Annotated in this window: 21 protein-coding genes, 1 tRNA gene and 1 pseudogene; 14 read left to right on the top strand and 9 right to left on the bottom strand. The window is 65.9% G+C overall.

What is annotated here, in order from left to right; genetic code table 11:
- Positions 1-2: 2 nt before the first annotated feature.
- A complete protein-coding gene (locus A5724_RS28260) occupies positions 3-1,457 on the top strand; it encodes an adenylate/guanylate cyclase domain-containing protein (RefSeq protein ID WP_067810139.1) in 1,455 nt (484 codons plus the stop codon).
- A 37-nt stretch (positions 1,458-1,494) separates the two neighbouring features.
- The gene (locus tag A5724_RS28255) at positions 1,495-3,870 is read left to right on the top strand and encodes a lysylphosphatidylglycerol synthase transmembrane domain-containing protein (protein WP_067810136.1); all 2,376 of its coding nucleotides are present in this window, start codon (positions 1,495-1,497) and stop codon (positions 3,868-3,870) included.
- Here A5724_RS28255 and modA read toward each other — a convergent pair.
- Genes modA through A5724_RS28240 form a run of 3 tightly spaced genes read right to left on the bottom strand, consistent with a single transcriptional unit; the run spans position 3,867 to position 6,346 of the window.
- Complete coding sequence (gene modA / locus A5724_RS28250) at positions 3,867-4,619, bottom strand: molybdate ABC transporter substrate-binding protein (RefSeq protein ID WP_067810134.1); 753 nt, start codon at positions 4,617-4,619, stop codon at positions 3,867-3,869. The genes A5724_RS28255 and modA overlap by 4 nt on opposite strands.
- Positions 4,616-5,023 (bottom strand): molybdopterin-binding protein, encoded by a 408-nt coding sequence (locus A5724_RS28245; protein ID WP_067810132.1) that lies wholly within the window; start codon positions 5,021-5,023, stop codon positions 4,616-4,618. The genes modA and A5724_RS28245 overlap by 4 nt, the downstream gene beginning before the upstream one ends.
- Before the next feature lie 60 nt (positions 5,024-5,083).
- Entirely contained in the window at positions 5,084-6,346 is a 1,263-nt protein-coding gene (locus tag A5724_RS28240) for an amidohydrolase family protein (protein WP_067810130.1), read from the bottom strand.
- 24 nt (positions 6,347-6,370) lie between these two features.
- On the opposite strand from A5724_RS28240, the gene A5724_RS28235 reads away from it, so the two are divergent.
- Together A5724_RS28235 and A5724_RS28230 are read left to right on the top strand one after the other, a co-directional pair.
- Positions 6,371-7,306, top strand: a complete 936-nt coding sequence (locus A5724_RS28235) for a helix-turn-helix domain-containing protein (RefSeq protein ID WP_082965327.1) — start codon at positions 6,371-6,373, stop codon at positions 7,304-7,306.
- Complete coding sequence (locus A5724_RS28230) at positions 7,303-7,521, top strand: hypothetical protein (protein WP_067810123.1); 219 nt, start codon at positions 7,303-7,305, stop codon at positions 7,519-7,521. Before A5724_RS28235 ends, A5724_RS28230 begins: the two co-directional genes overlap by 4 nt.
- Here the strand turns inward: A5724_RS28230 and A5724_RS28225 are convergent, their stop codons facing one another.
- Entirely contained in the window at positions 7,522-8,964 is a 1,443-nt protein-coding gene (locus tag A5724_RS28225) for a helix-turn-helix domain-containing protein (RefSeq protein ID WP_232005009.1), read from the bottom strand. It lies immediately after the preceding gene.
- A gap of 226 nt (positions 8,965-9,190) precedes the next feature.
- Between A5724_RS28225 and A5724_RS28220 the strand changes: the two genes are divergently transcribed.
- The 4 genes from A5724_RS28220 to A5724_RS28205 are packed head-to-tail and all read left to right on the top strand — an operon-like array spanning position 9,191 to position 12,316.
- On the top strand, positions 9,191-10,228 hold the full coding sequence (locus tag A5724_RS28220; RefSeq protein WP_067810121.1) for an amidohydrolase family protein: 1,038 nt from the start codon (positions 9,191-9,193) through the stop codon (positions 10,226-10,228).
- A gap of 1 nt (position 10,229) precedes the next feature.
- The gene (locus A5724_RS28215) at positions 10,230-10,943 is read left to right on the top strand and encodes an iron-sulfur cluster assembly protein (protein WP_082965325.1); all 714 of its coding nucleotides are present in this window, start codon (positions 10,230-10,232) and stop codon (positions 10,941-10,943) included.
- A gap of 8 nt (positions 10,944-10,951) precedes the next feature.
- A complete protein-coding gene (locus A5724_RS28210) occupies positions 10,952-11,977 on the top strand; it encodes an NAD(P)-dependent alcohol dehydrogenase (RefSeq protein WP_067810280.1) in 1,026 nt (341 codons plus the stop codon).
- Between the two features lie 12 nt (positions 11,978-11,989).
- Positions 11,990-12,316 carry a putative quinol monooxygenase gene (locus A5724_RS28205; protein ID WP_067810117.1) on the top strand — a complete coding sequence of 109 codons (327 nt, stop codon included), beginning with the start codon at positions 11,990-11,992 and terminating at the stop codon, positions 12,314-12,316.
- 3 nt (positions 12,317-12,319) lie between these two features.
- Here A5724_RS28205 and A5724_RS28200 read toward each other — a convergent pair whose 3' ends face one another.
- Complete coding sequence (locus A5724_RS28200) at positions 12,320-12,886, bottom strand: TetR/AcrR family transcriptional regulator (protein WP_369830677.1); 567 nt, start codon at positions 12,884-12,886, stop codon at positions 12,320-12,322.
- Positions 12,887-12,921: 35 nt separating this feature from the next.
- Between A5724_RS28200 and A5724_RS35245 the strand changes: the two are divergent.
- Together A5724_RS35245 and A5724_RS28195 are read left to right on the top strand one after the other, a co-directional pair.
- A pseudogene (locus A5724_RS35245) lies at positions 12,922-13,160 on the top strand (hypothetical protein); the annotation flags it as partial.
- The gene (locus tag A5724_RS28195; RefSeq protein WP_232005008.1) at positions 13,103-13,537 is read left to right on the top strand and encodes an SRPBCC family protein; all 435 of its coding nucleotides are present in this window, start codon (positions 13,103-13,105) and stop codon (positions 13,535-13,537) included. The pseudogene A5724_RS35245 and the gene A5724_RS28195, both read left to right, overlap by 58 nt.
- Positions 13,538-13,553: 16 nt before the next feature.
- Here the strand turns inward: A5724_RS28195 and A5724_RS28190 are convergent.
- Positions 13,554-13,638, bottom strand: a tRNA-Leu gene (locus tag A5724_RS28190).
- Between the two features lie 400 nt (positions 13,639-14,038).
- Here A5724_RS28190 and A5724_RS28185 point away from each other — a divergent pair.
- Genes A5724_RS28185 through A5724_RS28175 form a run of 3 tightly spaced genes read left to right on the top strand, consistent with a single transcriptional unit; the run spans position 14,039 to position 15,940 of the window.
- Positions 14,039-14,410: a hypothetical protein gene (locus A5724_RS28185; protein WP_067810114.1), complete on the top strand. Its 372-nt coding sequence runs from the start codon at positions 14,039-14,041 to the stop codon at positions 14,408-14,410.
- Complete coding sequence (locus tag A5724_RS28180) at positions 14,407-14,742, top strand: DUF3817 domain-containing protein (protein WP_067810112.1); 336 nt, start codon at positions 14,407-14,409, stop codon at positions 14,740-14,742. Before A5724_RS28185 ends, A5724_RS28180 begins: the two co-directional genes overlap by 4 nt.
- 19 nt (positions 14,743-14,761) lie before the next feature.
- Positions 14,762-15,940: an acyltransferase family protein gene (locus tag A5724_RS28175; protein WP_369830676.1), complete on the top strand. Its 1,179-nt coding sequence runs from the start codon at positions 14,762-14,764 to the stop codon at positions 15,938-15,940.
- On the opposite strand, the gene rdgB is transcribed toward A5724_RS28175, so the two are convergent.
- Positions 15,852-16,463 carry an RdgB/HAM1 family non-canonical purine NTP pyrophosphatase gene (rdgB, locus tag A5724_RS28170; protein WP_197518806.1) on the bottom strand — a complete coding sequence of 204 codons (612 nt, stop codon included), beginning with the start codon at positions 16,461-16,463 and terminating at the stop codon, positions 15,852-15,854. The two genes, A5724_RS28175 and rdgB, sit on opposite strands and share 89 nt — an antisense overlap.
- Before the next feature lie 72 nt (positions 16,464-16,535).
- On the opposite strand from rdgB, the gene A5724_RS34005 reads away from it, so the two are divergent.
- Positions 16,536-16,910 carry a hypothetical protein gene (locus tag A5724_RS34005; RefSeq protein ID WP_156752493.1) on the top strand — a complete coding sequence of 125 codons (375 nt, stop codon included), beginning with the start codon at positions 16,536-16,538 and terminating at the stop codon, positions 16,908-16,910.
- A gap of 77 nt (positions 16,911-16,987) precedes the next feature.
- Here the strand turns inward: A5724_RS34005 and rph are convergent, their stop codons facing one another.
- Both rph and A5724_RS28155 read right to left on the bottom strand, forming a co-directional pair.
- Positions 16,988-17,770 (bottom strand): ribonuclease PH, encoded by a 783-nt coding sequence (rph, locus tag A5724_RS28160; protein ID WP_067810274.1) that lies wholly within the window; start codon positions 17,768-17,770, stop codon positions 16,988-16,990.
- Positions 17,771-17,870: 100 nt separating this feature from the next.
- The gene (locus tag A5724_RS28155) at positions 17,871-18,644 is read right to left on the bottom strand and encodes a cyclic nucleotide-degrading phosphodiesterase (protein ID WP_067810104.1); all 774 of its coding nucleotides are present in this window, start codon (positions 18,642-18,644) and stop codon (positions 17,871-17,873) included.
- Between the last annotated feature and the right edge of the window lie 40 nt (positions 18,645-18,684).

The following is an 18,684-nucleotide window of genomic DNA, read 5'->3' as shown; positions in this document are numbered from 1 at the left end:
CGATGAGGCCGCGCAGCCTGGTCGTTCGATATTCGGCAGGCCTTGCGTTCGCCTATCTGCTTTCGGCCGCAGAGGTCGTCGCGGTCGTCGTGTCGGTCAGCCGGGAAACGGTCATGGCGGCCCAATCGGTGCTCAACACCGGGAATCTGATCGCGACCGTCGCACTCGTCGTTGTAGGGACGATCTCGGTCGCAACGAGCAGCGTCGCGCTCGTCGTGCGCGCGCTCAACCGCGTTGGCGCCACGCACAACACTCCCAACATCACCAGGCGCCAAACCGCGATTCTGCTGACGCCGTGGGTGATTTCCGCCGCTGTCATGATTCCGTTGAACGTCGACGACGGCCCACGCGCGCTGACCTTGATCGTTTCGGCCATCATGTTCGGTGCGACCGCCACTGTGTGCACGGGTTTCCTGTTCACCCAACGTGCACTGCGCGCCCTGATGATCGCGACCACAGTCGACCTCGAGCACGCCGAGCGAGCACCGGGTGTGCGGGCGCGAATGATCCTGATGTGGACCATGTGTAGCGCTCTGCCCGGCGCGGGCATCGTGGTGCTGGTGATGCTGCGGGCCAAGGGCTGGATCATCCAGCCGGATGCGCCCATCGAGGTTCCGGTGTTGGTGCTGGCGCTCGTCGCAGTGGTGTTGGGTATGCGCGCGATGATCCTGGTGGCGTCGTCGATCTCGGATCCGATACACGAAGTCGTCAACGCGATGGCGGAAGTCGAACGCGGTCACCTGGATCAGCGGATCGACGTCTATGAGCGGTCCGAAATCGGGCAATTGCAAAGCGGTTTCAACCGCATGGTCGCCGGCTTACGCGAGCGCGACCGGTTGCGGGACCTGTTCGGCAGGCATGTCGGTGAGGAAGTGGTCCGGCGCGCCGTCGAAGAACACGAATCGGTCGCCGGCGACGAACGCGATACGGCAATCCTGTTCATCGATCTGGTGGGTTCGACGCAGTTGGCGGCGACACATGAACCGCACGAGGTGGCCGCGGTGCTCAACGACTTCTTTCGAATCGTCGTCGCAGAAGTCGACAAACACGACGGGCTGATCAACAAATTTCAGGGCGATGCGGCGCTGGCCGTGTTCGGCGCACCACTGCGGATCGACGACCCCGCGACAGCCGGGTTGGCCACCGCCCGCGCCCTCGGTGCCGAGTTGCGCCGGCTTGGGGTCGACTTCGGGATCGGAGTGTCCGCCGGGCCCGTCTTCGCGGGCAATATCGGCGCGGAGAACCGTTACGAATACACCGTCGTCGGCGACGCCGTCAACGAGGCGGCACGGTTGGCCGACCGCGCCAAGGACTTCGACAGCCGGGTGCTGTGTTCGAGCGCGGCGATCGACCGAGCCGGCGCGGCGGAGCGGCGGTGCTGGCTGATGCAAGGCTCAGAAATGCTCAGAGGCCGGTCACAACTCACGCACATCTCGGCACCGCTGGCATCAAGCTAACGCCCACCATCGGGCCCGCGTGCGATGATTCACCGACATGCGAGTCGACGGGCGGGATATCACCGTTTCCGGCAGCTTGCTGCAACCACTGACCCGGCGAACCAACGACATCCTGCGCCTGGTCCTCGCGGCCGCCTTCCTGGCCGCCGTGATCACGAGTTCGCTGATCACCCGCAACGAATGGGACGCCCTGGAGCGGTCGATCTCCGAGATCGTCGGGGTGTTGACGCCCACCCAGTCCAACCTGGTGTATCTGATCTACGGGATGGCGATCCTGGCGCTGCCGTTCGCGATCCTGATCGGGTTGATCATCGCGCGGCAGTGGAAACTGCTCGGCGCATACGCCGCCGCGGCTTTCCTGGCCTTCTTCTCACTGTCGATCACCGGCAACGGCATCTCCGCGCCGCGATGGCATTTCGACCTTTCCGACCGGCTCGACACGCTGCTTTCGCAGTTCCTCGACGATCCACGCTGGATCGCCATGCTGGCCGCAGTGCTGACCGTCTCAGGTCCGTGGCTGCCCGCTCGGTGGCGGCGGTGGTGGTGGGCGCTACTGCTGGCCTTCGTGCCGATCCATCTCGTCGTCAGCGCGGTGGTGCCCGCACGGTCACTGCTCGGGCTGGCCGTCGGCTGGTTCGTCGGCGCGCTGGTGGTGCTGGCGGTCGGCACGCCCGCGCTCGAGGTCCCGCTCGACGGCGCCGTGCGCGCCCTTGCTCGACGTGGCTTCCTCATCTCGACGTTGACGGTGGTGCGGCCGGCAGGGGCGGGGCCGTTGGTGCTGTCGGCCAAATCCTCCGAACCCGAAACGGTCGCGGTCGTCGAGATGTACGGCCCGAATCAACGCAGCGGCGGCTTCATGCGCCAGTTCTGGCGCTGGCTGCGGCTACGCAACAGTGAGACGTCACCATTGCAGGCCTCCATGCAGCGCGCCGTCGAGCATCGAGCGTTGATGGCGATCGCGATCGGCGATCTGGGAGTCGCCAACTCCTCCACCATGGCGATGACCCCGCTCGACCGCGGGTGGACCCTTTATGCGCACACGCCGCCGGCAGGCACGCCGATCACGGACTGCACCGAGGAGGGCTGTGTCGACCGGGTGTGGGAGGCGCTGGGCACGCTACATGACTGCCAGATCTCGCACGGCGACCTGCGCGCCGGGGAGATCACGATCGTCGACGGCACTGCGCGATTCGGCGGCTTCGGCAGCGCCGAATACGGCGCCACCGACGAGCAACTGCAGGCTGACGTCGCCCAACTCCTGCTGACAACGACGCACCTGTACGGCGCCGAGGCGGCGGTCGGCGCAGCGGTCGATGTCCTCGGTAAGGACGTGGTGCTGAGAGCATCACGCCGACTGACCAAGTCCGCCATGCCGTCACGCATCCGCAAGTCGGTGGCCGACGTCGGCGCGGTGATGTCCTCAGCGCGCGATGAAGTGAAGCGGCGCACCGGCGCCGATCAGATCAAGACGGAGACCATCACGCGGTTCACCCGCAAGCAGGTGATCCAACTGGTGCTCCTCGTCGCGCTGGTCTACGTCGCCTACCCATTCATCAGCACTGTGCCCGCATTCTTTTCAGAGTTGCGGACAGCGAACTGGTGGTGGGCGCTGATGGGGCTCGCGGTGTCGGCGCTGACGTATATCGGTGCGGCAGCGGCGTTGTGGGCCTGCGCGGACGGACTGGTCAGCTTCAAGAACCTGACGATCATGCAGGTGGCCAACACGTTTGCGGCGACCACCACGCCCGCCGGTGTCGGCGGCCTGGCACTGTCGACGCGGTTCCTGCAGAAGGGCGGTCTCGGTGCACTGCGCGCGACGGCGGCCGTTGCGCTGCAGCAAACCGTGCAGGTCATCACGCATGTGGCATTGCTGATCTTTTTCAGCGCCGCCGCGGGAGCGTCCGCGGACCTGACGCACTTCGTTCCGTCAGCCACGCTGCTGTATCTGATCGGCGGGGTACTGCTCGGACTGGTCGGCGCGTTCCTGTTCGTCCCGACGCTTCGCCGGTGGCTTGCGACAGCGGTTCGTCCGCGCCTGAAGGAAGTGCTGGGCGACCTTGCAGAGTTGGCCCGCGAACCCAAGCGTCTGGTGATCATCGTCCTTGGTTGTGCTGCAACGACTCTCGGTATGGCGCTGGCGCTATGGGCAAGTATCGAGGCGTTCGGCGGCGACACGTCGTTCGTCACGGTGACGGTCGTGACGATGGTCGGCGGAACGCTCGCGTCGGCGGCCCCAACGCCGGGCGGCGTCGGCGCGGTGGAGGCGGCGTTGATCGGTGGCCTCGCCGCGTTCGGTGTACCGACCGCGATCGCGGTGCCGTCGGTGCTGCTCTACCGAGTGCTCACGTGCTGGCTACCGGTGTTCGTCGGATGGCCGATCATGCGCTGGCTCACCGAGCAGGACATGATCTAGGGCTTCGCGAAACCCGCTGCGTTGAGCACCTTTTGACCCGCCTCGCCTGTCACGAGGTCGACGAACTTGCGGGCCAACTTCTGGTTCTTGGACTCCTCGAGCACCGAGATCGGGTAGGTGTTGACCGCGCTTGCCGACTCGGGAAACGGCACGGAGCCCAGCTTGTCGCCCGCGCCGATCGCGTCGGTGACATAAACCAGTCCCGCGTCGGCCTGGCCGGTCGCCACTTTGTTGAGCACATCGGTGACGGCGGATTCCTCGCTGACCGGGTTCAGCTTGACGCCGGTTGCCTGTTCGACCTTCTGGGTGGCCGATCCGCACGGCACCTGCGGGGCGCAGGTGACCACGTCGAGCCCTTGCCGTGTCAGGTCTTTGAACGACGTGATCTTCTTCGGGTTGCCGGGCGCGACAGCGATGGTGAGCGTATTGGACGCGAAGTTGACTGGGGCACCCGCGAGCAGACCGGCCTGTGCCGCCTTGTCCATGTTCTTGGTGTCGGCCGACGCGAATACGTCGGCTGGTGCACCCTGGGTCAACTGGGTAACCAGGTCCGAGGAGCCGGCGAATGAGAATTCCACTGAAGCGCCGGGGTTTTCGGTCTTGAACTGGTTACCGATGTCGGTGAAGGTCTGCCTCAGCGAGGCGGCGGCGAACACGATGATCTTCGTGTTGGCCGACGCCGGCTGTTCGTTCGAACTGCATCCGCTGAGCGCCGCCAGAGCCAGCGCGGCTATCACAAGCCGTCTCACGACTGTCCTCCCGGCGTTTCGACGATCACCGTGGTGGCCTTGACAACGGCGACGGCGACGCTGCCGGGCTCCAGCCCGAGGTCACGTACCGCATCCGCGCTCATCAAAGAGACGACGGTGAAAGGCCCACACTGCATTTCGACCTGCGCCATCACCTTGTCGGTCACCACCTTGGTGACCAGCCCAGCGAAGCGGTTACGCGCCGAACTTGCGATGCTCAGCGGATCCTTCGGCGCCGCAGCGGCGTTCGCGCTCGCGAAGCGGGCCAGCACCTCACCGGCGATGACCTTGCGGCCCGCGTCGTCCTGGCCGGCGGCCAGGCTGCCGTCGTCGATCCAGCGCCGGACGGTGTCGTCGCTGACGCCGAGAAGTTCGGCAGCCTCACGGACTCGAATCGAAGCCACGGCGGTATCGTATCCGCATATGCGGTTCTTCTGTGCGATTTAGTCCGCAGATACGGATTCTCAGGCCTCGTCGAGCTGCTTTTCGGCGTACAGCCGTGCCCACTCCTTGCGGGGTCTGATCGACACGTCGACGTCGGCTCCCTTAACGCGCAGCGCTCCCACGGTCGCCTGCTCCCGCGGTGTGCGGGCGAATGGATCCCAGCTGAAGAACTGGCACGCGTTCTGCCAGGTGATCTTGTCGATGTCGGCATCGTCGGCGCCCGCGGCGTTCAGTTCGGCCAGCACCTGCTCCGGGGCGTCGGGCCAGAAGCAGTCGGAGTGCGGATAGTCGCACTCCCAGGCGATGTTGTCGATGCCGATCTCGTGGCGCAGTCGCAGCGAGGTCTTATCAGTGACGTAGCAGGCCAGCGAGTGCTCGCGGAACACGTCGCTCGGCAGTTTGTCGCCGAAGTCACGGCGCAGCCACTTCTGGTTGGTGTAGTGGCGGTCGCTGCGATCGAGATAGAACGGGATCCAACCGATGCCGCCTTCGGAGAACGCGAACTTCAGATCGGGATAGCTGCGCATTGCCGGGCCCCACAACAGATCTTGGGCACACATCGCCGACACCTGGGTCGCCAGGATGATCATGTTGTCGATCGGCGCGTTGGGCGCCATGCTGATCGCCCCGAAGCCGGTGCCGATGTGCAGGCACATCACCACGTTCTCTTCCGACAGCGCCCGGAACACCGGACCCCAGTACTCGTCGTCGTGATAACTCGGAAGGCCTTCCAGGTGAGGCAGTTCCGGCATCGTGACGGCGCGGCAGCCCTTGGCGGCGACGCGGCGGATCTCGGCGACCATCGCCTCGGGGTTCCACGTCGGCAGCACCGCGATCGGGATGAAGCGGTCCGGATACGAGCCTGCCCATTCGTCGATGTGCCAGTCGTTGTAGGCCGACACCATCACCAGCGTGACGTGTTCGCGGTGCATGTTGAGATGCCGGGCGGAGAATCCGGTAAAGGTCGGGAAGCACATCGAAGCGAGAATGCCGTTGCGGTTCATGTCGCGGACGCGTTCGTGGACGTCGTACACGCCGGGGCGCATCTCGGCGAAGCCCGCGGGGTCACGGCCCCACTCCTCGGCAGGCCAGGACACCACCGCGTTGAGCCCGCTGACACCCTGCGGTCGGCCCTGATACATCCACTGGTCGACGCCCTTGTCGTCGGTCACCACGACCGGCGCCTCGGCCTTGTACTTGGTGGGCACGTGGTTGAGGAACATGTCCGGGGGCTCGACCACGTGGTCGTCGATGCTGACCAGGATCAGGTCGTCAGTCTGCATACCCAACTAGTACCGTCTAGCGATGTGACCGTCTCTGCGCTTTCGGACAGACTTTTGGCCGGAACGGCCAACAAAGGGCTGGGCGCCGGAACGGCCAACAAAGGGCTGGGCGCCGGAACGGCCAACAAAGGGCTGGATGCCGAATCGGCCAGACGCGTCATCGAGCTGCGCCGAGGCGGCCGCGCACTGGGCGGCAGTTACCTCTACGAGGGCGACGCATTGATCACCGGCTGGCACTCGCACGAGGTGCATCAGATCGAGTACGCGATCGGCGGGGTCGTCGAGGTCGAGACGGCGTCGGCGCACTACCTGCTGCCGCCGCAGCAGGCGGCGTGGATTCCCGCCGGACTCGAGCACCAGGCCACGATGAATCCGGACGTCAGAACCGTGGCGGTGATGTTCGACCGCGAGCTAGTCACCGGCGGCGGCGACCGCGCCCGCATCCTTGCCGTGTCGCCATTGATCCGCGAAATGATGATCTATGCGCTGCGCTGGCCGATCGACCGTCCCGAGGGCGACGCGATCTCCGACGCGTTTTTCCGCACACTGGCCAATCTGGTCACCGAGGCGCTGGATCATGAAGCGCCGCTCAGCCTGCCGACGTCGGACCACCCGATCGTGTCAGCGGCGATGGCGTACACGAAGGAACACCTGGCGTCGGTGACGGCCGCCGAGGTAGGCCGGGCGGTGTCGGTGTCGGAGCGCACTTTGCGACGGTTGTTCCAGGACACAATCGGATTATCTTGGCGGACATACCTTTTGCATGCGCGGATGCTGCGCGCCATGGCCTTGCTGGCGGGGCGAGGGCAATCGGTTCAGGAGACGTCGTCGGCGGTTGGCTTCGACAGTCTGAGTTCGTTCACCCGGGCGTTCACCCAGTTCTGCGGGGAGACTCCGAGCACATACCGGAAAAGGCTCGGGTTTCAACAAAGGTCGTCGGGGGCAATCCCTTCGCCATGAGCAACGACGGGATGGGCGAGGCGATCGCGACCACGGGACTGTTCCTGAACTTCATCGCGGTGATCGCCGTCGCGGTGTGCCTGGCCAGCTGGGCCGGACACGGTGCGCTCACCGCGTTGTCGGGTGCCGTCGCGCTCATAAGTTTCGCCGCCAGCATCGCGTGCTTCCGCGCCCAGGCCGACGACGGGGAGCAGCAGGAAGTTGCCGTCGGCTGATCAGTGGGACTCGCGTGGCACGTGGATGTCGTACTGCGCGATTTTCCGGTAGAGCGTCGCCCGGCTCATGCCGAGTTCGGTGGCCGCCTCGGCCATCGTCAAGCTGTCGTCGTTGAGCACACGGACGATCTCGCCTCGCTCGAACGCCTCGATACGGGACAGGTGGCGCGTCCTGCCCGCCAAGATCTGCGGCGGCAGGTGTTTGACGTCGATGGCGTCGGCGTGGGCTGCGGCGTGTGAGACCACCCGCGTCAGCTCGTCGGCGTTTCCCGGCCAGTCGTAGTTCATCAGCGCCCGCGCCGCCGCCGCACTGATGTCGATCTCGCGGCCCCGAACACGCATCGCGATGTGTCGCGTCAACGGCACCACATCATCGGGCCGGTCGCGCAGCGGCGGCACCGGGGCAACGCTGTCCACCAGGCTGGCCAGTGCCGCCGGGATGTCGTCGAATCTCTCCGCTGTGAGGGCGAACGGGACCGATGACGACCCGTGGGCTCGCAGCACCAGGCTTCGCAGGCGCTCCGCAACCCAGGTCGGCAGCATGTCGACGTCGCGCACGATCACCGCCGTGTGGGCCTTGCCGAGCTCCGGTGCCCACAACCCCAGCCAAGTCTGGATATCCGACGGGCCGGGCGCGCTCGCGGACAAGATGCGATCGCGCGGATAGGTGTGCCGGGCCGCCTGCGCGAGCAGTGTCGCCCGCCCTGAGCCGGGTTCACCCACCGCGGCGACAATCGAGCCGGCCAGCATCGCCTGTTCGGCCCGGGCCACCGCGCTGTTCCAGGCGTTCGAAAGTCGTTGCAAGCTACCGGATCCCGGCCCGGGCCGCGGCACCTCGACCCGGAAGACCTGACCGCGGGGTGTCCGTCGTGCGTGTCGCCCCTCGCCTCGGGCGAGCATCAGCGCGGTGGTGTTGCTGGCCGCAGAGCGGGCCAGCGCGAGCAACAGGTCGCTGGACGACTGTGACCACGTCGTGAGATTGACGCTGCCTTCGAGCCGACCCGACGTGGGATCGAACACCGGAACCGCGGCGCACGTGAACGTGCACAGGCTCAACGCATAGTGTTGGTCGGCGCGCACGAGAGTGGGCACGCGGTCGGCAAGCGCCAAGCCGAGGCCGTTGGTGCCGACGTCGCGTTCGGCGTAGCCGAACCCCGGAGCCAGATGAACGTCGTCGAGCGCCTTGAGCAATCGGTGATCACCGGACAGTCGCGACAACACCACCCCGTCGCTGTCGGTCAGCATCATGCTGACCGGCTCATTGGCCAGGGTGCTGTGCAGGTCGGCCAGCACCTCGTTGCCGCACTGGAAGAACAGTGAACCGAGGTTCTCGGTGCCGGTGAAGACGGGTTCGATCTCTTCGAGCGGTACGCCGTAATCCTCGCTCCGCTGCCACGACGCCAGCAGTCGTTGCGACAGACCGCTCGCCTCGCGGTGCGCCACTTCATGCAGTCGAACGCGGTCTAAGAAGTCCTCCGACACGTACCTACCTCACTGTGCTCCACGTTACAAAGCCTGCCAAGTTCGCGGGGATCGAATCAGCGGGCGGCGTCTCAGATTGAGACGCGCGGGGCCTCGGCCAGCCCGCTGGATGGCCATACAGTCGGCGCAAGGATGTGACAGCCGTCACACCCAGCCGTTTACCTGCCTCTCGGAGGGGGACCCGCTCATGTACCGCAAAGACGACACACGCTATTTCATCGTCGACGCCCACATCGCCCTGTGGGATGCGCGTCCGGAGAACCAGCGCAACGTCCACGGCAAGCAGTTCATCGACTGCTTCTACGACTACCACCGCAACCTGTCGCCGGAGTCCGAGGTGTGGAGCTACGAGGACTACCTCTATCAGGGCGGCGAGCGGCTGATGAAAGACCTGTTCACCGACGGCTACGTCGACCACGCGATCTTCCAGCCCGCCCACCTCGGCGAGTTCTACTACAAGGGATTCGGGCAGACCGAGGAGGCGTCGGAACTGGCCGCCAAGCACCCCGACAAACTGACCTACAACCACAACTTCGACCCGCGCAACGGTGAAGCAGGGCTCGACCGCTTTCGCGAAGATGCGGCGAAGTTCGGCCTGAAGGGTGTCAAGCTCTACACCGCCGAGTGGCACGGCGACTCGCGCGGCTGGCGACTCGACGATCCGTGGGCGTACCGCTATTTCGAAGCCTGCCGCGAGCTCGGCATCCGCAACATTCACGTCCACAAGGGACCCACCATCCGGCCGCTGGATCGGGACGCGTTCGACGTCGCCGACGTCGACCATGTGGCTTCCGACTTCACCGACCTGAATTTCGTCGTCGAACACTGCGGACTGCCCCGACTGGAGGACTTCTGCTGGATCGCGACACAGGAGCCGAATGTGCACGCCGGGCTCGCGGTGGCGATGCCGTTCATCCACACCAGGCCGAGGTACTTCGCGCAGATCCTCGGGGAGCTGCTGTACTGGGTCGGCGAAGACCGCATCCAGTTCTCGTCGGACTACGCACTGTGGACGCCGCGCTGGTTGATCGAGGCGTTCGTCGACTTCCAGATTCCCGAAGACCTCGGCGAGTACGCACCCATCACCACTGACCAGAAGAAGAAGATCCTCGGGCTCAACGCCGCGAAGATGTACGACATTGAAGTGCCCGCCGAGCTGCAATTGGCGTCGGCCGATGAGCCCGCCGTCGGCCCGCGCGGGGCCGACAACCTCGTGGGAGCCTGATATGGGCAGGCACGAAATCGCCTACACCGCTTTGGCGGCGGTGATGGATCCCGAGCTCGACGAACCGATCACGACGCTGGGCTTCGTTCGCTCGCTGACGGTGTCGCCGGGCGGGAATGTGGAGGTGCATCTGCGGCTGCCGACGTCGTTCTGCTCACCCAACTTCGCCTACCTGATGGCCTCGGACGCGAAAGATGTTCTGGCCAAGTTGGATTGGACCCGTCGGGGGGTGGTCGAGCTGGACGACCACCACGATTCGGACGTCATCAATGCGGGCTTGGTCGCAGACGCCGGCTACCGCGGCACCTTCGGTCACGAGGCAGAGAACAGCCTCGACGAATTGCGGGCGACCTTCCGGCGCAAGGCCCACACGGCGGCGATGGAGCGATGCGTCACGGCGCTGCTGCGGGCCGAGCCGAAATGGCGCGAACTGCCGTTGGGCGACGTTCGGCTGCGTGATCTACCGGACGACGCCAACACCGCGGCGTTACTGCGTCGCCGTCGCGCACTCGGGTTACCCACAGCTTTAGATGCTTTCGTGGTGGTGGACCACGACGGCCGCGCCTACTCCGAGGACGATGTCCCGATGGCGTTGCGGCGCGCACGCGCAACGCGCATCTCCATCGAGGGCAACGCGCACTTCTGCCGCGCACTGTTGCGCACCCGGTACCCAGACGAACTCCCACTCGTCCCGAAAGAAGGAGCATTGCGATGAGCGAGACCATGCGGGCCGTGCAGGTTGTCGGCTATCACCAGAACCTGCAAATGACCGAAGTTCCCGTGCCGGCACCCACCGGACCGTTCGATGTCGTCGTCAAGATCGGCGGCGCCGGGGTGTGCCGCACCGACCTGCACATCCTCGAAGGCCAGTGGGCGGAGAAATCACAGGTGCAGCTGCCGTACACGATCGGCCACGAGAACGCCGGATGGGTGCATGCGGTCGGCTCGGCGGTGACCAACGTGCGCGAAGGCGACAAGGTCATCGTGCACCCGCTGATCACCTGCGGGCTGTGCCGCGCGTGCCGCTCGGGTGACGACGTGCATTGCGAATCCAACGCATTTCCGGGGATCGACACCAACGGCGGCTACGCCGACTACCTGAAGACCTCGGCGCGCAGCGTCGTGAAGATCGACGACTCGCTAGAGCCGTCGGACGTCGCGGCGCTGGCCGATGCGGGTTTGACGGCGTATCACGCGGCGGCGAAGGCATCGAGGCGGCTGACCCCGCGCGACAAGTGCGTCATCATCGGCGCAGGCGGATTGGGCCACATCGGCATTCAGGTGCTCAAGGCGCTTTCGCCAGCCGAATTGATTGTGGTGGACCGCAATGCGGAGGCCCTCAAGCTCGCCCAAGCGATCGGGGCGGACCACGGCGTGGTTGCCGACGGAAGTCAGGTGGAGCAGGTGCTGTCGCTCACCGGCGGCCATGGCGCGGAGGCTGTCATCGACTTCGTCGGTGAAGGCGGGGCGACGGCCGAAGGCGTGGCCATGCTGCGGCGGGCCGGCGACTATCACGTCGTCGGCTACGGCGAGAACATCAACGTACCGACGATCGACATCATCTCCACCGAGATCAACTTCATCGGCAACCTGGTCGGGTCCTACAACGACTTGTGCGATTTGATGGCGCTGGCGGCGAGTGGCGCCGTCAACCTGCACACGCAGAAGTACGCTCTCGACGACTTCCAGTCCGCGATAACCGATCTCGACAACGGCAACGTGCGCGGTCGAGCCATCCTCACCCCTTAAGGAGCAGTCAGCATGATTTTCATCGTGGTCAAGTGGCGACCGAAGGCGCAGTACGTCGACAGCTTCATGGACGAGGTTGCCGAATTCACCGAGGCCACCCGCAACGAACCCGGCAACCTGTTCTTCGACTGGTCGCGCAGCGTGACGGATCCGTCGGAATACGTTCTGGTGGAGGGGTTTCGCGACGGGGATGCGGGCAAGGAGCACGTCACCAGCGAGCACTTCAAGAAGTTCGTCGCCGAGGCGCCCGCCCTGCTGTCATCGACGCCGATGATCATCAGCTCCGAGATCGGCGCGACGGGTTGGGGCGAGATGGGCGAAATCAAGGTCGATAGCTAGTTGTCAGCCGGCGGGCCGAAAAAGCCCGTCGCGCAACAACATGTTGACCGACCGCTCCCACCGCTTCAGTTGGCTCGGGGCGGTCAGCGGTTCGGGAAGTTGACGCTCGACGTGCTTGCGCAGGATGAGGCTGCCGAGCGCGAGCACGAGCGAGTTCAGCGCGCCCCACGTCAGATCTATTTCGGGGCGCGTTTCACCGCGCTCGGCGCGTTGATTCCACCGGGCGATGCCGAACGCGGTCAAGATGTCGAAGACCGCGGTTCCCAACGGGTTACCGTCCAACAGGGCCCGGCCCACGTAGTCGGCTATGTCGGGATACTCCGACAGGATTTTGGTGACGCGCGTGCTCATCTCGGCGACTGAGTCGGCGGGCGGCGGTGGGATCGGTTGCGAGATCGTCGCGACGACAACCGCCATCACGTGGTCGTCGACGGCCTGGATGAGTCCGGCATTGTTCGTGAAGTGGTGCTGGACCAGCCCGACGGAAACACCGGCGGCTTCAGCGACGGTCCGCAGGGATGTCGCCGAGGTGCCGTAGGCGGCGAAGCTCTTCAACGCCGCGTTTCGGATCCGCTCGATGGATGAGGTTTCGTCGGCGGTGACGCCCGCGGCGGTGGCGGTGTGCTCAGGAAGCGTGTGAGACGCCGCGAGCGCAGGGCGTGTGGGCAGGCGTGCGGATACCGCATGCGGGGCGGGGCGTCGGTTCGCGCTGAAGCAGTTGCGGTCGCTGGCGGAGCACAATGGGTTTCCGGTCCGGAGGACGAGTTCTTCTCTTCGGCCCCGCATGTGTTCCGCTATCAGAAGCGGTTCGCCGCGACGCCCGGGGAGGTCTGGGAGCAGCTGACGTCGGACGTGTCGCTGGCCGCGTGGGGACCGTCGATCAAGAAGGTGACCTGGACGACGCCACGGCCGTTCGGCGTCGGTACCACCCGCGAGGTCGAGGCTCCTGGCGGATCGACGATGCGCGAGTGCTACTTCCGGTGGGACGAGGGCAACAGCCACGCGTTTCATGTGTACGAGTCGACGCTGCCGATTCTGCGGCGCTTCGCCGAGAATTACATCGTCGAACCCGACCGGGACCAGACCCTATTCACCTGGGTGGTCGCAATCGAACCCAAGGACAGATTCCGGCTCCCCGTGAAGGTGCGTGCGCCGCTGCTGAAGGCCGGTCTTGGCCAGGTGCCTGCCGGCGGCCAGCGGTACTTCGCCAAACGCGGCTGAGGGTCGGACCACCATCTGGTGCGCGAGGGGGGACTCGAACCCCCACGTCCATAGGACAATGGCACCTAAAGCCATCGCGTCTGCCATTTCGCCACTCGCGCGTGAGTGCCGATCGTACCGCCCGGACGCGTCGCAAATTGTCACCAGCGCTGCATAGCGTGAGGCCATGCGGTCGGCATGTACTCGGCGATGGCTCATCTCCGGTAATCGCCGAGTCTGGCGCCATACGCATCACCCTCGACAAGAAGTGCCCGGCGATCATCACGCGCTGTCGGCAGGCGATCGAAATCTTGATGCCAGGACAGCGAACGGGGGCCGTTCACCGCCGTCGAGATTCCCTGGACCGGTCGAGCAAGCAGATCGTCTCCGTCCGAAATGCACGTTTTGTAGGGAAAGTGCGAGTGACGCCGAACAAAACGTGCATTTCGGCGAACCGCAAAGCCGCAACCGCCCGCCTGGACGAATTCGTCGGGCCCAAGGACCGCGCGGTACCGTTGAACGGTGTCCACTACACGGCGTAGGAGACCAGCGCTTATCGCGTTGGTGGTCGTCGCCGCCGCCAGTTGTCTGGCCCTGGCCTGGTGGCAGTGGACCCGCTTCGAATCGACGTCGGGCACATTCCAGAACCTCGGTTACGCCCTGCAGTGGCCGCTGTTCGCCGGGTTCTGCTTCTACGCTTACTACAAGTTCGTTCGCTACGAGGACGCCCCGCCCGAGCCTCGACAGCACGACGCCGTGACCGAGATCCCCAACGGCCTTCTGCCCGAACGACCCAAAGCCGCAACGGCTTCCGACGACGACCCCACACTCCGCGAATACAACGCCTACCTTGCCGCGCTGGCCGACAAAGACAAGGAACACAAGACGCCATGACCGAAGCCCCGACCACGCCCGTCGAAACGATCCGCAAGTCGCTGCTGGCCTACCGCGTGATGGCCTGGACGACCGGCGTCTGGCTGATCGCGCTGTGCTACGAGATCGTCGTCCGCTACGTGGTCAAGGTCGACAACCCACCGACCTGGATCGGCGTCGTGCACGGCTGGGTGTACTTCATCTACCTGATCGCCACGGCGAACCTCGCGGTCAAGGTGCGCTGGCCGATCGCCAAGACCGTCGGCGTGCTGCTGGCAGGCACCGTCCCGCTCGTCGGCATCATCGTCGAAAACATCCAGACGCGAAACATCAAGACCCAGTTCGGTTTCTGAGCTCGGTACACTCGATGCAGTGTCAGCCAGCCCTGGGGTGTGCTGTAGCCGCACCCCGGCGAGCGGTGTGACAACGGCCACTTCCCCATCACGTGTTTCCGCCCTGACGGGCCTACGTGCCGTCGCGGCCCTGCTCGTCGTCAGCACCCACGCCGCCTTCGCCACCGGCAAGCTCAGTCACGGCTACATCGGCCACATCTACGCCCGCTTGGAGATCGGTGTCGCGATCTTCTTCGTCCTCACCGGCTTCCTGCTGTTCCGCCCATGGGTGCGCGCCGCCGCAATCGGCTCAGCGCCACCCGACTTGCGCCGGTACACGTGGCACCGGGTCCGTCGCATCCTGCCCGCGTACGTCGTGACGGTGTTGGCGGTCTTCGCTCTCTACACCGTCTTCACCCCGGGCCCCAACCCCGGGCAGACCTGGTACGGGCTGCTGCGTTACCTCACCTTCACGCAGATCTATACGAACGACTACCTGATCACGCTGCTGCACACCGGCTTGTCCCAGACGTGGAGCCTCGCCGTCGAGGTGTCCTTCTACGCCGCGCTGCCCGTCCTCGCCTATCTGGTGCTGCGGGGCGCATTCCGACCGCGACGGACACTGCTCGGCCTCACCGCACTGGCCGCGATCTCGCCGCTGTGGCTCGTCGTCGTCTCCACCACCGACCTACTGCCGAACTCGGCGGGCATGTGGCTACCCGCCCATATCGCGTGGTTCGCCGGTGGCATGGCGCTGGCCGTTCTCGAGGCCACCGGCGCCAGATGCTCTGCGGCCATCCCGGTCGGCATCGCGATCGTTCTCTACCTCGCCGTCGCGACCACGTCCGGCGCGGTTACCAAGTCGCTGATGTATGCGGCCATCGCAACGCTCACGGTGGCGCCTATCGCACTGGGCACCAAGGGCGCCTACGACCGGCTGCTCAGCAGTCGGCCACTGATCTGGCTCGGCGAGATCTCCTATGAGATCTTCCTGCTACACGTGCCGATCATGGCGTTGACGATGGGCGTCGTGCTGCGTTGGCCGCTGTTCACCGGATCCCTCCCCGGGCTGATCGCGGTGACGCTGGCCATGACGATTCCGGCGGCCTGGGCGCTGCACCGGCGCACGGTCAGCCGGACGCCAACTCTCGCAGCGCAGGCAGCAGCGCCGACAACGCACGGCCCCGGTGCGAGACCGAGTCCTTCTGTTCGGGGCTGAGTTCTGCGGCGGTACGATACCAGCCCTGCGGCAGGAACACCGGGTCGTATCCGAAGCCGCCGCTGCCGCGCGGTTCGTGGACGATGCTTCCCGGCCACCGCCCGCGCACGACGACCTCACGCGTCTTGGACACCAGCGCGCACGCCGACACGAACGCCGCGCCGCGTCGCTCCTCGGGCACGTCGCGCAGTTGTGCCAACAACAGTTCGGTGTTCGCGGCGTCGTCGCCGTGCCCGCCCGACCATCGTGCGGACAGCACGCCGGGCATCCCGTTCAGCGCATCGACCTCCAAGCCTGAATCGTCGGCCACCGACGGCAGACCGGACGCACGGAACGCGTCGCGAGCCTTGGCCAACGCGTTCTCCTCGAACGTCGCCCCCGTCTCCGGTGCCTCGTCGAACGGCGCGACATCGTCGAGCGACAACAGGGTCAACGCCACCCCGGCGCTGTCGAGCACGCGCCGCAACTCGGCCAGCTTCTTGGCGTTGCGGCTGGCCACCAACAACTCGGTCACGGCTCCCACATTAGAGACGCCGTTTTCCGCGAAGCCGCCAGCGCGCGAGGTCAGGGATGCGTAAGCCCCGGCAAGCAGTTGATGAACAGGATGCAGGGCGGGGGCGGCGGCGCGGGCGGACCCGGAGGGTTGCCCGAAATCTTGATCGGTTGCGTCAATGGCGCGTTGGGGTCGAAGTGGAAGGTATGGCAGACGTTCGTGTCCCACTCGGGCAGTGCGGTCATCCCCGAGCCGGGGCACCACAGCTGGCCGCACTCACCGAAGGCGTTACAGGCCGGCAGGCCCTCCGGGGGCGCGCACGGTGATTCCTTCGCGTTGGACGGCGAACAGAAGGGGGCGGCCTGCGCGGTACCCGCGGCCAATCCCACGGCCGCGGCGCCCAGACCGCCGGCCACCAGGGCCGCGGAAGCCATCGCGGCGACGAAGGTGCGAGACATGGCGTGTCCTTTCCAATGAGACCACCTCAGTGGCGTTGCTTTTGGTTGAGCAACACCCTCTGTGAGACACCTTGGAAAATCCTTGGAGCCGGTGCGTCAGCTTCCGAATGCCTTCTTGGCCGGCTCCGTCGACTCGGGCAGCGTGCCGGGATACGGCAGCTCCAGCGCCTCGCGCTGGACTGCGAACAACTGCTCACACGCGCCCATCGCCGCATCGAGCATCTTGTCCAGCGTCGAGCGCGGGAACGTCGCCCCCTCGCCGGTGCCCTGGATCTCGACGAGCGTGCCGGTGTCGGTCGCGACGACGTTCATGTCTACCTCGGCGCGCGAGTCCTCCGAGTACGGCAGGTCGACGCGGACGCGGCCGTCGACGACCCCGACGCTGACCGCCGCGATCGCACACGACAACGGCCGCGGATCCGACAACTTGCCCGCCGCGCCCAGGTACGTGACCGCGTCGGCGAGCGCCACGTACGCGCCGGTGATCGCCGCCGTGCGGGTGCCGCCGTCGGCCTGCAGCACATCGCAGTCGAGCGCGATGGTGTTCTCCCCCAGTGCCGCCAGATCGATGCACGCGCGCAATGACCGGCCGACCAGCCGACTGATTTCCTGCGTGCGCCCGCCGACGCGGCCCTTGACCGACTCGCGGTCGGAGCGCTCGTGGGTGGCGGCCGGCAGCATCGCGTATTCGGCAGTCAGCCAGCCGAGCCCGGAGCCCTTACGCCAGCGCGGCACGCCTTCGGTCACGCTCGCCGCGCACATCACCCTGGTCTCGCCGAACTCCACCAGCACCGAACCGGCCGGGTGGGAGGTGAAACCACGGGTGATGCGGACCGGGCGAAGCTCGTCGTCGAGGCGGCCGTCTTCTCGTCTGGACACCATCCAACCCTAACCGCTGGGTCTGACCGCGCTCAGGCCCGCGCTGAGTCTGACCGCGCTGAGTCTGACCGCGCTCAGCCCGCGCTGGGTCTGACCGCGCTCAAGCCCGCGCGATGTCAAACGTCTCGTTGCAGACGACCGCATGCACCGGGCCGTCGAACTCCGCCTTCGCCTCGCTGATGACGTCCTCGCGCGACGTCCACGGCGGAATGTGCGTCAACAGCAGCTCCCGCACACCCGCCTGCGCGGCTGCCCGGCCGGCCTCGGTGCCCGACAGATGCAGCTTCGGCGGCCGCTCGTGCGAATGGGTCCACGACGCCTCGCACAAGAACACGTCGGCGTCGTGCGCCAGATCGATCAGTTGATCGCAATAGCCGGTGTCACCGCTGTACACCAGCGTCGCGCCGGTCGGATCGGTGATCCGCAGCCCGTAGGACTCGGTCGGATGGCACACCAACTTCGGCACGACCGAAAGCGCGCCTATCTCCACCGCCTGGTTGTCCACCCAGTGCCGGATATCGAAGATGTCGGAGAAATCGTCGATCTCCCCGCCCTCGGGCGACGACGCCGCACCCAGTCGCGCCCACGTGTTGGCCGGGCCGTACATCAGCCCGCGCTGGGCGGCAGGTGTGGGGTGGTAACGACGCCACACGAACAGGCCGGGCAAGTCCAGACAGTGGTCGGCATGCAGATGCGAAAGCAGCACGTGCACGGAGTTGGGGTCGGCGTGGCGTTGCAGAGCACCAAGCACGCCGCCACCGAAATCGATGACCATGGGCGGGGTATCGGGCGCGGTCAGAAGATACCCCGATGCCGGCGAATCAGGCCCGACAACACTGCCGGAGCAACCGAGTACGGTGATTCGCACATTCACTAGCTTGCCATGCCCGTAGTCCGGTTGACGAAAACATCGC

The sequence above is a fragment of the Mycobacterium sp. ACS1612 genome (assembly GCF_001667505.1).
Classification (GTDB): Bacteria; Actinomycetota; Actinomycetes; order Mycobacteriales; family Mycobacteriaceae; genus Mycobacterium.
The sequence above is the reverse complement of the archived record's forward strand: the minus strand, read 5'-3'. Positions and strand labels throughout refer to the sequence as shown.

What these genes read in the sequence shown, in the direction of transcription:
- A5724_RS28230 (WP_067810123.1), top strand. Translation starts at nt 7,303, where the DNA reads ATGAGCAACGACGGGATGGGCGAGGCGATCGCGACCACGGGACTGTTC.
- A5724_RS34005 (WP_156752493.1), top strand. Translation starts at nt 16,536, where the DNA reads ATGAACAGGATGCAGGGCGGGGGCGGCGGCGCGGGCGGACCCGGAGGG.
- A5724_RS28260 (WP_067810139.1), top strand. Translation starts at nt 3, where the DNA reads ATGAGGCCGCGCAGCCTGGTCGTTCGATATTCGGCAGGCCTTGCGTTC.
- A5724_RS28255 (WP_067810136.1), top strand. Translation starts at nt 1,495, where the DNA reads ATGCGAGTCGACGGGCGGGATATCACCGTTTCCGGCAGCTTGCTGCAA.
- A5724_RS28180 (WP_067810112.1), top strand. Translation starts at nt 14,407, where the DNA reads ATGACCGAAGCCCCGACCACGCCCGTCGAAACGATCCGCAAGTCGCTG.
- A5724_RS28210 (WP_067810280.1), top strand. Translation starts at nt 10,952, where the DNA reads ATGCGGGCCGTGCAGGTTGTCGGCTATCACCAGAACCTGCAAATGACC.
- A5724_RS28215 (WP_082965325.1), top strand. Translation starts at nt 10,230, where the DNA reads ATGGGCAGGCACGAAATCGCCTACACCGCTTTGGCGGCGGTGATGGAT.
- A5724_RS28220 (WP_067810121.1), top strand. Translation starts at nt 9,191, where the DNA reads ATGTACCGCAAAGACGACACACGCTATTTCATCGTCGACGCCCACATC.
- A5724_RS28205 (WP_067810117.1), top strand. Translation starts at nt 11,990, where the DNA reads ATGATTTTCATCGTGGTCAAGTGGCGACCGAAGGCGCAGTACGTCGAC.
- A5724_RS28240 (WP_067810130.1), bottom strand. Translation starts at nt 6,346, where the DNA reads ATGCAGACTGACGACCTGATCCTGGTCAGCATCGACGACCACGTGGTC.